The sequence below is a fragment of the Curtobacterium sp. BRB10 genome, assembly GCF_031844325.1.
Lineage (GTDB): Bacteria > Actinomycetota > Actinomycetes > Actinomycetales > Microbacteriaceae > Curtobacterium > Curtobacterium poinsettiae_A.
This window is the reverse complement of record NZ_JAUZVA010000003.1, coordinates 138,616-150,931: the sequence shown is the minus strand read 5'-3', so window position 1 is coordinate 150,931 and position 12,316 is coordinate 138,616. Positions and strand designations below refer to the sequence as shown.

Annotated in this window: 10 protein-coding genes; 1 reads left to right on the top strand and 9 read right to left on the bottom strand. The window is 69.5% G+C overall.

Annotation, left to right across the window (positions count from 1 at the left end):
- The first annotated feature begins 14 nt into the window (after nt 1-14).
- On the top strand, nt 15-785 hold the full coding sequence (pgl, locus tag Q9R26_RS07485; RefSeq protein WP_182067014.1) for a 6-phosphogluconolactonase: 771 nt from the start codon (nt 15-17) through the stop codon (nt 783-785).
- 282 nt (nt 786-1,067) lie between these two features.
- On the opposite strand, the gene Q9R26_RS07480 is transcribed toward pgl, so the two are convergent.
- From Q9R26_RS07480 to uvrA, 9 genes are all read right to left on the bottom strand, one after another.
- Nucleotides 1,068-1,436: an RNA polymerase-binding protein RbpA gene (locus tag Q9R26_RS07480; RefSeq protein ID WP_110862753.1), complete on the bottom strand. Its 369-nt coding sequence runs from the start codon at nt 1,434-1,436 to the stop codon at nt 1,068-1,070.
- A gap of 3 nt (nt 1,437-1,439) precedes the next feature.
- On the bottom strand, nt 1,440-1,691 hold the full coding sequence (secG, locus tag Q9R26_RS07475; RefSeq protein ID WP_017887256.1) for a preprotein translocase subunit SecG: 252 nt from the start codon (nt 1,689-1,691) through the stop codon (nt 1,440-1,442).
- A gap of 108 nt (nt 1,692-1,799) precedes the next feature.
- On the bottom strand, nt 1,800-2,579 hold the full coding sequence (tpiA, locus tag Q9R26_RS07470; RefSeq protein WP_311226924.1) for a triose-phosphate isomerase: 780 nt from the start codon (nt 2,577-2,579) through the stop codon (nt 1,800-1,802).
- 43 nt (nt 2,580-2,622) lie between these two features.
- Nucleotides 2,623-3,840 (bottom strand): phosphoglycerate kinase, encoded by a 1,218-nt coding sequence (locus Q9R26_RS07465; protein ID WP_311226923.1) that lies wholly within the window; start codon nt 3,838-3,840, stop codon nt 2,623-2,625.
- Between the two features lie 3 nt (nt 3,841-3,843).
- Entirely contained in the window at nt 3,844-4,848 is a 1,005-nt protein-coding gene (gap, locus tag Q9R26_RS07460; RefSeq protein WP_027465689.1) for a type I glyceraldehyde-3-phosphate dehydrogenase, read from the bottom strand.
- 269 nt (nt 4,849-5,117) lie between these two features.
- Nucleotides 5,118-6,098 carry a DNA-binding protein WhiA gene (gene whiA / locus Q9R26_RS07455; RefSeq protein WP_027465690.1) on the bottom strand — a complete coding sequence of 327 codons (981 nt, stop codon included), beginning with the start codon at nt 6,096-6,098 and terminating at the stop codon, nt 5,118-5,120.
- 75 nt (nt 6,099-6,173) lie between these two features.
- Nucleotides 6,174-7,073, bottom strand: a complete 900-nt coding sequence (gene rapZ, locus Q9R26_RS07450) for an RNase adapter RapZ (protein ID WP_027465691.1) — start codon at nt 7,071-7,073, stop codon at nt 6,174-6,176.
- Between the two features lie 103 nt (nt 7,074-7,176).
- The gene (gene uvrC, locus Q9R26_RS07445; protein ID WP_311226922.1) at nt 7,177-9,225 is read right to left on the bottom strand and encodes an excinuclease ABC subunit UvrC; all 2,049 of its coding nucleotides are present in this window, start codon (nt 9,223-9,225) and stop codon (nt 7,177-7,179) included.
- Nucleotides 9,226-12,282 carry an excinuclease ABC subunit UvrA gene (uvrA, locus tag Q9R26_RS07440; RefSeq protein ID WP_311226921.1) on the bottom strand — a complete coding sequence of 1,019 codons (3,057 nt, stop codon included), beginning with the start codon at nt 12,280-12,282 and terminating at the stop codon, nt 9,226-9,228. It lies immediately after the preceding gene.
- Between the last annotated feature and the right edge of the window lie 34 nt (nt 12,283-12,316).

Sequence of the window (12,316 nt, the reverse complement as noted above, 5' to 3'; positions counted from 1 at the left end):
AACACGGGAGTCACGTGACCAACGAACGGCGGGTGCTCGTGCACCCGGACAAGCAGGCCCTCGGCGCTTCGGTCGCCGCACGCTTCATCACCAAGATCATCGACGTGCTCGACGAGCAAGAGCGTGCCGACATCGCGATCAGCGGTGGCTCGGTGTCGTCCCTCGTCCTCGCCGCGATCGGCCAGTCGCCGGCTCGTGAGAGCGTCGACTGGTCGAAGGTCCACGTGTGGTGGGTCGACGAGCGCTGGGTGCCGGCCGGTGACGCCGACCGCAACACCACGGGGACGCAGACCGACTTCTTCGACCACGTCGACATCCCGGAGTCGAACATCCACCCGATGCCCGCGTCCGACGCCGGCATCGACATCGAGCAGGCTGCGCTGCAGTACGAGCGCGAGCTGCAGGACGCCGCGTACGAGGGCGCCGTCGCTCCGCGCTTCGACATCACGCTGCTCGGCGTCGGTCCCGACGGACACACCGCCTCGCTCTTCCCGGAGTTCCCGCAGCTCACGGTCACCGACCGTGCCGTCGTGTCGGTCGACGACTCCCCCAAGCCGCCGCCGCAGCGTCTGACCGTCACCTTCCCCGTGATCAACGCGTCGCAGCGCGTCTGGGTGATCCTCTCCGGCGCCGAGAAGGCCTCGGTCCTCGGGCTGGCCCTCGCCGGTGCGTCGATCGAAGACGTCCCCGTCGGTGGTGTGCAGGGTCGCAAGCGCACGGTCTTCTTCGTGGACCAGGATGCCGCGCGCGACGTCCCCGAGAACCTCATCGCGTCGACGTACTAGACGCGCGTTCCTGACGGACGGGAGGCCCGGTGCCAGCTGGCACCGGGCCTCCCGTCCGTCTGTGGTGGCGCTCACCGCGCGCCGCGCCCGACGCGACTCCCCGCCGGAGCGACGCCGAGTGGTCACGAACTGTCGGCTACGCGCATGCCGGACGACGGTTCGCGCCACGACCGCGCACCGCACGCGGCATGTCGTGACCACTCGGCGAGCGAGCCGCCCCCGCCCCGGACACACGAAGGCCCCTGCACCATCGGTGCAGGGGCCTCCGTCAGCGTGCGTGCGCTAGCTCTTCTTCGCCGCGGTGCCGCGACGCTCTCGGAGCTGCTGGAGCGCGTCCTCGAGGAGCTGCGCTGCCTCTTCCTCGGTGCGGCGTTCCTTCACGTACGCGAGGTGGGTCTTGTAGGGCTCCGTCTTGGAGACCACGGGAGGGTTCTCCTTGTCGCGACCGGCCGGCAGACCACTCGACGGCGAGTCCACCGTCTCGGGGATCTCCTCGTCGGGCAGGTTCGCGGCGAAGTACCGCACGACTTCATTGCCGAGGGCGTCCCAGTACGAGATCGCCACCCGCTCTGCCTGGACCCCGCGGTCCTGTTCGCCCATGGGTCCCGCGCCGACGCGGGACCCTCGGATTGCACTGCCTCCGCTTGCCATTGATCAGACCCCCGCCGTGAACTTGTTGATGAGACCGAGCACGATGATGGAGACGATCCAGACCAGACCGAGGATCACCGTGATGCGGTTGAGGTTGCGCTCGGCCACACCGGACGCACCGAGGTTGCTCGTCACCCCACCGCCGAACATGTCGGAGAGGCCACCACCGCGGCCCTTGTGCAGCAGGATGAGGAGCGTGAGCAGGAGGCTCGTGATTGCGAGCAGGACCTGCAGCACGACGGAGAGTATCGCCACGACGTACCTTTCGTGTCAGTCAGCCGTACCAGTGTACCGGCCGCGCGGAGCACGGCCGGTACCTGGACGGGAGTGGTGCGGACGACTGCCCGCGACGATGCCTGTGGACTACAGCCCGACGTGCTGCCGGAACCGGGCGATGGCCGCGAACTCCTGCACGTCGAGCGAAGCGCCACCGACGAGCGCACCGTCGATGTCGGGCTCGCGGAGGAACCCCGCGATGTTGCCCGACTTGACGGAGCCGCCGTAGAGCACGCGGGTGTCGGCCGCAGCCTGGTCACCCCAGGCTGCAGCGATGCCACGACGGATGGCCGCGCACTCGTCCTGCGCCTGCTCGGCCGTGGCCGCCTGGCCGGAGCCGATGGCCCAGACCGGCTCGTACGCCACGACGATGTCGGCGGCCTCGACCGCGTCGAGCACGACGCGGAGCTGCTCGACCGGGACGACACCGGCGCCGCGCTCCTCGCGCTGCTCGCCGGTCTCGCCGACGCAGACCACGGGCACGAGACCGTGCTTGACGGCCGCTGCCGTCTTCGCCGCGACGACCTCGTCGGTCTCACCGTGCAGCGTGCGCCGCTCGGAGTGGCCGACGATGACGTACTGGGCGTCGAGTGCAGCGAGGAACGCGCCGGAGATGTCACCGGTGTAGGCGCCGGAATCGAACTGGGACAGGTCCTGCGCACCGAAGTGGATCGGCAGCTTGTCGGCCGAGATGAGCGTCTGCACGCTCCGCAGGTCGGTGAACGGCGGGAACACCGCGACCTCGACGTCGTCGAAGTCGTGCCGGGCGTCCTTGAGCGTCCACGCGAGCTTCTGCACCGTGGCGATGGCCTGGAGGTGGTCCAGGTTCATCTTCCAGTTCCCGGCGATCAAGGGGACGCGGTTCATGCTGCGTCTCCCAACGCGCGACGGCCGATCAGTGGCGTTCGGGTCATGCGGTCCACCCCAGTGCTTCGAGACCGGGCAGCGACTTGCCCTCGAGGAACTCGAGGCTCGCACCGCCACCGGTCGAGATGTGCCCGAACCGGTCGTCCGAGAAGCCCAGCGAGCGCACCGCGGCAGCGGAGTCGCCACCGCCGACGACACCGAGGCCCTCGACCTCGGTGAGCGCCTGCGCGACGGTCTTCGTGCCTGCGGCGAAGGCCGGGAACTCGAACACGCCCATCGGGCCGTTCCAGAACACGGTCTTCGAACCCGAGACGGCCGAGGCGAACCGCGCTGCGGTCTCCGGGCCGATGTCGAGGCCGATGCCGTCCGTGCCGAACGACGAGGACTCGATGGCGTCCGCCGCCACGGTCTCGTGGTCGGCGTCGGCCGCGAAGCCGGAGGCCACCACGACGTCGGTCGGCAGGTCGATGGTGACACCGAGCTCCTTCGCCCGCGAGAGGTACTCGCGGACGACGTCGAGCTGGTCGGCCTCGAGCAGCGACTTCGCGACCCCGTGGCCCTGCGCCGCGAGGAACGTGAAGAGCATGCCGCCACCGATGCAGAGCGTGTCGACCTTCGGCAGGATGTGGTCGATCACGCCGAGCTTGTCGCTGACCTTCGAACCGCCGAGCACCACCGTGTAGGGGCGCTCCGGGTCCTTCGTCAGGCGCTCGAGCACGCGGAGCTCGGTCTCGATGAGGGAGCCGGCCGCACTGGGCAGTGCGGACGCGAGCTCGTAGACCGAGGCCTGCTTGCGGTGCACGACGCCGAAGCCGTCGGAGACGAAGGCGTCCCCGAGGGCGGCGATCCGCTCCGCGAAGGCACGGCGCTCGTCTGCGTCCTTCGAGGTCTCCTCCGGGTTGAACCGGAGGTTCTCGAGCAGCAGGACGTCGCCGTCCCCGAGGGCCTCGGCGGCCGCGGTCGCTTCGTCACCGACGGTCTCACCGACGAACGTGACCTCCTTGCCGAGCAGCTCGGAGAGCCGCTGCGCCACGGGGGCGAGCGAGTACTCCGGGGCGGGCGAACCATCCGGGCGCCCGAGGTGCGAGACCACGATGACACGGGCCCCGGCGTTCACCAGCGTGTTCAGGGTGCCGAGCGACGCCCGCACGCGGCCGTCGTCCGTGATGGAGCCGTCCTTGAGCGGGACGTTCAGGTCACAACGGACGATGACGCGCTTGCCGGCGAGGTCGCCGAGGTCCTCGAGGGTGCGGAGGGCCATGTGTTACAGACGCTCGCCGACGTACTCGGTGAGGTCGACGAGGCGGTTCGAGTAGCCCCACTCGTTGTCGTACCACGAGGTGATCTTGACGAGGCCGCCGATGACCTTGGTCAGGCCGGAGTCGTAGATCGAGGAGTGCGGGTCCGTGGTGATGTCGGTCGACACCAGCGGGTCCTCGCTGTAGAGCAGGATGCCCTTGAGCGGGCCTTCCGCGGCCTCCTTGTAGGCGGCGTTGATCTCGTCGACCGTGACCTCGGACTTGGTCTCGAGCGTGAGGTCGGTGATCGAGCCGGTGGGGACCGGGACGCGCAGGGCGAAGCCGTCCAGCTTGCCGGCGAGCTCGGGGAGCACGAGGCCGATGGCCTTCGCGGCACCGGTCGAGGTCGGCACGATGTTCAGCGCTGCGGCACGTGCACGACGGGGGTCCTTGTGCGGGCCGTCCTGCAGGTTCTGGTCCGCGGTGTAGGCGTGGACCGTGGTCATGAGGCCACGCTCGATGCCGAACTTGTCGTGGAACACCTTGGCGAGCGGCGCGAGGCTGTTCGTGGTGCAGGACGCGTTCGAGATGATGTGGTGGTTCGCGGGGTCGTACTGCCCCTCGTTCACGCCGAGCACGATGGTGACGTCGTCACCCGAGGCCGGCGCGGAGATGATGACCTTCTTGGCACCGGCGTCGATGTGCTTCTGCGCATCGGCGGCCTTGGTGAAGAAACCGGTCGACTCGATGACGATGTCGACGCCCAGCTCGCCCCAGGGCAGGTTGGCGGGGTCGCGCTCGGCGAGGACCTTGATGGCCTTGCCGTCGACGACGATGTTGTCGCCGTCGAGCTCGACGGTCGCGGGGAGCTTGCCCGTGATGGAGTCGAACTTCAGCAGGTTGGCGAGCGACGCGTTGTCGGTGAGGTCGTTCACCGCCACGATCTCGAGGTCGGAGCCCTTCGCGAGGGCGGCCCGGAAGAAGTTACGGCCGATGCGGCCGAAGCCGTTGATACCGATCTTGACGGTCAATGGATCTCCTGGTGAGTGTGGAGCGCCCAGGGGGCGCTGCTTTCGGGAGTCGCGCACCCTGGCGGGCCCGCGTGTGGTGGACGATACGCCCCGTAACGTCGCCGTAACGACCCTAGCAGTCGGACACTGCGTGCCCGAGCGGGATGACGGTCCGTCCGGACGGTCGCCGACCAGGCCGGGAACGGGCCCGAGAACGGGCCGGCAAACGGACGGGAGGCGCGGTGCCAGCTGGCACCGCGCCTCCTGTCCGCAGGATCGACAGACCGCTCTCAGGCCCCTTCGAGCTCCTCGGGAACGCTCGCTTCGGTACCCGGGATGCCGAGGTCGGAGGCCCGCTTGTCCGCCATCGCCAGCAGGCGACGGATGCGGCCGGCGATGGCGTCCTTGGTCATCGGCGGGTCCGCGTGCTGGCCGAGCTCGTCGAGCGAGGCGTCGCGGTGCTGCAGGCGGAGCGTGCCGGCGTACTGCAGGTGGTCGGGGACCTCGTCGCCGAGGATCTCGAGCGCACGCTCGACGCGGGCGCAGGCGGCCACGGCGGCCTGCGCGGAACGGCGCAGGTTCGCGTCGTCGAAGTTGACCAGGCGGTTCGCGGTCGCACGGACCTCGCGACGCTGGCGCATCTCCTCCCAGTCGGCGGTGGTGCGCGCGGCGCCCATGACGGTCAGCATCTGGCCGATGGCCTCGCCATCGCGGATGACGACGCGGTGCACCCCGCGGACCTCGCGGCCCTTGGCGGCGACCCCGAGACGCGACGCGGCTCCGACGAGGGCCATCGCGGCCTCGTTGCCCGGGCACGTGACCTCGAGCGCTGCGGCCCGACCCGGGTCGGTCAGGGTGCCGGAGGCGAGGAAGGCACCGCGCCAGATGGCGGCGAGGTCCTCACGGTTGCCCGTGGTGAGGCGGTTCGGCAGCCCGCGGACGGGGCGACGACGGGCGTCCATCAGGCCGGTCTGGCGGGCGAGGGTCTCCCCCGCCTCGAGCACGCGGACCAGGTAGCGGGTCCCGCGCCGGGCGGACGCCGACGAGCCCACCGACGCCTCGCTGCGCACGCCGTAGAGCTCGGCGAGGTCCTTGCGGACCCGGTGCACGATGATCCGGGTGTCGAGCTCGACCTCGACCGCGATGCGGCCCGAGATGACGTGCAGACCACCAGCGAACCGGAGGATCGTGGCCAGTTCGGCGGCGCGGACCGTGTTGCGGTTCACGGCGACCCTGGCCAGTTCGTCCTTGACCTCGGCAGTCAACGGCACAGCATCATTCCTAACGTTCGTTCAGTGGTTCCCGCAGATCCGGCGGCACGGGCGTGGGAGCGGCCGGAGGGACGGTCACTCCCGGCCGAGATCTCGGTTCTTCACACGCACGGCGACGCCAGGCATCCCGCGGAGGAGGTTCGCCAACTCGGCGACGATGGCGACCGAGCGGTGCTTCCCGCCGGTACAGCCGATGGCGATCGTAGCGTGTCTTTTGTTCTCGCGCTGGTACCCCTCGAACACCGGCTCGAGGACGGAGGCGTAGCGATCGACGAACGGACGGGCCCCGGCCTGGGCCAGCACGTAGTCCGAGACCGGCTGGTCGAGCCCGGTGTGCGGCCGCAGTTCCGGCACCCAGTAGGGGTTCGGGAGGAACCGCACGTCGGCCACCATGTCGGCGTCGGCGGGCAGTCCGTACTTGAAGCCGAAGCTCATCAGCGTGACCTGTACGCCCACGAAGTGCTCGTCGGCGAAGTGCTCGATGACCGTGTTCGCGAGCTGGTGGATGTTGAGGTCGGAGGTGTCGATCACCACGTCGGAAGCCTCGCGGAGGCCGGCGAGACGCGCCCGTTCGCGGGCGATGCCGTCGAGCAGGGTGTCCTCGCCCTGGAGCGGGTGGGGTCGACGAACCTGCTCGAAGCGCCGGACCAGCACGGCGTCGGTGGCCTCGAGGAACAGCACCCGGACCCGCGCGGAGGTGCTCGAGCGGACCTGCTCGACCGCGTGCTCGGGGTCGGTGAAGAACCGCCCGCCGCGGACGTCGACCACCGTGGCGATCTTCGGGATCTTCTCCCCCGCGCGGTCGGCCAGCTCGGTCAGCGGGGCCAGCATCTGCGTGGGCAGGTTGTCGACGACGTACCAGCCCAGGTCTTCGAGGGCCTTGCCGACGGTGGACCGCCCGGCCCCGGACATGCCGGTGACGATGAGGATGTCGTGCTGCGACGCGTGGGTGGTCGCGGTGGCGCTGTCGGTCATCTGGGAGTGGGCTCCGTCGTGGCGGCCCGGGCGCGTCGCCCGGGGAGGTCTCGGCTGCCGGACCAGGCTACCGCCCGGTGGCGGCCGGAAGGCTCGGGGGTCGTCACGACGGTCGCTGCGGACCGTCGTCGGTCACCTCGGGGACCCGCACCGGGCCTCCGGGATCGGTTCCGGTCCGAGCCACGGTCCCGGTCCCGGTGTCGGCGATCGCGTCGGAGTCCGGTTCGGGGGCGCTCGACGCGCTCGTGGCGGGTGCACTCGTCGGCGTCTGGGCCAGCTTCGAGACCACCGCGGCAGCGGTCGCCGGGCCGATCCCGTTCACCTCGCCGATGTCCTCGGCTGTGGCCTCGCGGAGCCGGGCGACCGAGCCGAAGTGCTTCAGCAGGGCGTTGACGCGGCTCGGGCCGAGACCGGGGATCTCGGACAGCCGCGAGCGGACGTCGCGCTTCCGCTTGCTGCGCTGGTGGGTGATCGCGAACCGGTGCGCCTCGTCGCGGATGCGCTGGATGAGGAAGAGCGCCTCGGAGTTGCGGGGCAGGATGACCGGGAAGTCGTCGTCGGGGAGCCAGAGCTCCTCGAGCCGCTTGGCGATGCCGACCAGGGCGATGTCGTGCACGCCGGCTTCGTCCATTGCGCGCTTCGCGGCTTGCACCTGGGGCTGGCCGCCGTCGACGATGAGCAGCTGCGGGCGGTACGCGAACCGCTTCGTCGGCTTCGACCCCTCGACGACCTCGTCGGTCGTCACGTCGGGGACGTCCGGCAGCTCGGCGTCCTCGTCCAGCCGTGCCAGACGCCGCGAGAGCACCTGGTACATGCTGTCGGTGTCGTCGGTGGTCTCGGCGATCGAGTACCGGCGGTACTGGTCCTTGCGCGGCAGACCGTCCTCGAACACCACCATCGACGCAACGACGTTCGTGCCCTGCAGGTGCGAGATGTCGTAGCACTCCATGCGGAGCGGCGCCTCGGTCATGCCGAGGGCGTCCTGGATGTCGGCCAGGGCCGCGGCCCGCGTCGTGTAGTCGGCGGAGCGCTTGGTCTTGTAGAGCATGAGCGCCTGCCCGGCGTTCTGCGCGGCCGTCCGGGCGAGCCCGGCACGATCGCCGCGCTGCGCGGTGCTGAGCTTCGTCCCACGGCCGTTCCGGCGCCCGCTGAGCCACTCCTGGAGCGCGTCGGCGTCCTCCGGCAGTTCGGGGACCACGACCTCGCGCGGGGGCTCGTCCGTGACGTAGACACCCTGCACGATCTGCTCGACGAGGTCGCCGGTGGCGATGTCGAGCTCCTTGTCGACCACCCAGCCGCGGACACCGCGGATGCGGCCACCACGGACGGAGAACAGCTGCACGGCCGCGGCGAGCTCGTCCTCCGCGATGCCGAACAGGTCGAGGTCGACCGAGTCGCGGAGCACCACGGCGGACTTCTCGAGCACGGCCTCGAGCGCTTCGACCTGGTCGCGGTACTTCGCGGCCTGCTCGTACTGCATCGCGTCGGCCGAGGCCCCCATGCGCTGCCGGAGCTCGGTGATGACCCGACGGTCGTAGGAATTCATGAAGCGCACGAACTCCTCGACGAGCGCACGGTGCTCCTCGATCGTGACCTTCTGCGAGCACGGCCCACCGCACTTGCCGATCTGCCCCGGGAAGCACGGACGGCCCGTCTGCATCGCCTTCTTGTACGACGAGTCCGAACACGTGCGGATCGGGAACACCTTGATCATCAGGTCGATGGTGTCGTGCACCGCCCAGATCTTCGGGTACGGACCGAAGTACTTCGCGCCCTTGATCTTGCGGTTGCGCGTGACCATCACCCGCGGCGCTTCGTCACCCAGGGTGACCGCCATGTACGGGTACGACTTGTCGTCGCGGAACTTGACGTTGAACGGCGGGTCGAACTCCTTGATCCAGGTGTACTCCAGCTGGAGCGCCTCGATCTCGGAGCCGACCGTCGTCCACTCGACGCTGCGTGCCGTCAGGACCATGCGCCGCGTGCGCTCGTGCAGCGTCGGCAGCGGCGCGAAGTAGTTGCTCAGCCGGGCGCGGAGGTTCTTCGCCTTGCCGACGTAGAGCACCCGACCGGCTTCGTCACGCCAGCGGTAGACGCCCGGGTCGGTCGGGATCTCCCCCGCCTTCGGACGCCACGGGACGGTGTCCGCCACCTACCGAGCACCCGCCTTCTGCTTGCTCGCCTGCTTGGTCGTGCCCTGCTCCTTGCCACCCTGCTGCTTCTGGGTGGCCTGACGTGCGCCGACCGCCTGCTGCTTGCCCACGCGGGCGTCCTGCGCGTCGAAGATCTCGCGCAGGAAGACACCCGTGTGGCTCTCCGGCACGGTCGCCACGTGCTCCGGCGTACCCGTCGCCAGCACCGTGCCGCCACCGGAGCCGCCCTCGGGACCCATGTCGATCAGCCAGTCGGCGGACTTGATGACGTCGAGGTTGTGCTCGATCGTGATGACCGTGTTGCCCTTGTCGACCAGGCTCTGCAGCACGAGGAGCAGCTTGCGGACGTCCTCGAAGTGCAGACCGGTGGTCGGCTCGTCGAGCACGTAGACCGTGCGGCCGTTCGAGCGACGCTGCAGCTCCGTCGCGAGCTTGACGCGCTGCGCCTCGCCGCCGGAGAGCGTGGTCGCGCTCTGGCCCAGTCGCACGTAGCCGAGGCCCACGTCGACGAGGGTCGCCATGTACCGGTGGATCGCCGAGATCGGCTCGAAGAACTCGGCCGCCTCGCTGATCGGCATGTCGAGGACCTCGGAGATGTTCTTGCCCTTGTAGTGGACCTGGAGCGTCTCGCGGTTGTAGCGCGCACCACCGCAGACCTCGCACGCGACGTAGACGTCGGGCAGGAAGTTCATCTCGATCTTGATGGTGCCGTCGCCGGCGCAGTTCTCGCAGCGGCCACCCTTGACGTTGAAGCTGAAGCGGCCGGGCTGGTAGCCGCGGGTCTTGGCCTCTTGCGTCTCGGCGAAGAGCTGACGGATGCGGTCGAACACGCCCGTGTAGGTCGCCGGGTTCGAGCGCGGCGTGCGGCCGATCGGTGCCTGGTCGACGTGCACGACCTTGTCGAGCTGGTCGAGGCCCTTCACCCGGGTGTGCTTGCCCGCGATGTGCCGTGCGCCGTTGAGCTGGTTGGCGAGCACCTTGTACAGGATGTCGTTCACCAGCGTCGACTTGCCGGACCCGCTCACGCCCGTCACTGCGGTGAACACACCGAGGGGGAAGTCCGCGTCGATCGACTTGAGGTTGTTCGCGCGGGCACCCTGCACGGTGATGGCACGCTTCAGGTTGACCTTGCGGCGCTCGGCTGGCACCTCGATCGCGCGTCGGCCGGCGAGGTAGTCACCGGTGATCGACTCGCGGTTCTCGATGATGCCCTCGTACGAGCCGGAGTGCACGACGTTGCCGCCGTTCACACCGGCGCCGGGGCCGATGTCGACGACCCAGTCGGCCGTGCGGATCGTGTCCTCGTCGTGCTCGACGACGATCAGCGTGTTGCCGAGGTCCTTGAGCTTGACCAGGGTGTCGATGAGTCGACGGTTGTCGCGCTGGTGCAGGCCGATGCTCGGCTCGTCGAGCACGTAGAGCACACCGGTCAGCCCGGAGCCGATCTGCGTCGCCAGGCGGATGCGCTGCGCCTCGCCGCCGGACAGACCACCGGCACCACGCGCGAGCGTGAGGTAGTTCAAGCCCACCTCGAGCAGGAACTCGAGGCGTGCGCGGATCTCGCGGAGGACCGCGGCGGCGATGTGCGCTTCACGGTCGGTCAGCGTCAGCTCGTCCATGAACGAGTACGCGTTGTCGAGCGACATGTCGGTGACGTCCGCGATGCTGCGGTCGTTGACCGTCACCGCGAGCACCTCGGGCTTGAGGCGGGTGCCCTCGCACACCGGGCACGGGACCTCGCGCAGGTAGCCCTGGAAGCGCTGCCGCTGCGAGTCCGACTCGGCCTCGGCGAACTTGCGCTCGATGTAGGGCATGACGCCCTCGAACCCGCTCGTGTACCGCATCTCGCGGCCGAACCGGTTGCGCCAGGAGACCGACACCTGGAAGTCCTTGCCGGTCAGGATGGACGCCTGCACCGCGGGGTCGAGCTGGTTCCACGGGGTGTCGAGCGAGAAGCCGAGCTCCTTGCCGAGGCCGCCGAGCAGCTTCTCGAAGTAGGAGTACAGCCCGCTGGTACCGGTCCAGGGCAGCAGGACGCCGGCACGCAACGAGGCCTCGGGGTCGCCGAGCACCAGGTCGGGGTCGACCGACATGCGCGTGCCGAGGCCGGAGCACTCGGGGCAGGCACCGAACGGCGCGTTGAACGAGAACGTGCGCGGCTCGATCTCGGTGAGCGCGAGCGGGTGGTTGTTCGGGCACGAGAGGTTCTCGGAGTAGGTCCGGACCGCGCCGGGCCCCTCGTGGTCCACCAGGTCGATGCCGACGGTGCCGTCGGTCAGGCGCAGGGCGGTCTCGAGCGAGTCGGTGAGCCGGCCGAGGATGTCGTCGCTCGCCACCAGGCGGTCGACGATGACCGAGATGTCGTGCTTGACCTGCTTCTTGAGCTTGGGCGGGTCGCTGAGCTGGATTCGCTCGCCGTCCACGATCGCGCGGGCGTACCCGGACGCCGCGAGCTCCTGGAAGAGGTCGACGAACTCGCCCTTCTTCTTGGAGATGACGGGCGCGAGGACCTGGAACCGGGTGCCGGTCTCGAACTGCATGAGCTGGTCGGCGATCTGCTGCACGGTCTGCTTGCTGATCACCTCGCCGCACGTCGGGCAGTGGGGGACCCCGATGCGCGCCCAGAGCAGTCGCATGTAGTCGTAGACCTCGGTGATCGTGCCGACCGTCGACCGAGGGTTGCGGTTGGTCGACTTCTGGTCGATCGAGACCGCCGGCGAGAGCCCCTCGATGAAGTCGACGTCGGGGCGGTCGACCTGGCCGAGGAACTGGCGCGCGTAGGCGGACAGCGACTCGACGTACCGGCGCTGCCCCTCGGCGAAGATCGTGTCGAACGCCAGCGAGGACTTGCCCGAGCCGGAGAGGCCGGTGAACACGACGAGTGAGTCGCGCGGGATCTCGAGATCGACGTCGCGGAGGTTGTGCACGCGCGCGCCGCGCACGCTGAGCGTGGAGGTGCTGTGCGGTGCGGTCCCGCCGGGGAGGTGGAGGTCAGCGGGCTCGCCGAAGGCGTTCCGGCCCGACGTCGAGGTACCGGGGTCAGTGGTGATGGTCATCGTCGTCGATTCTACGAAGCGGGACCGACATTCG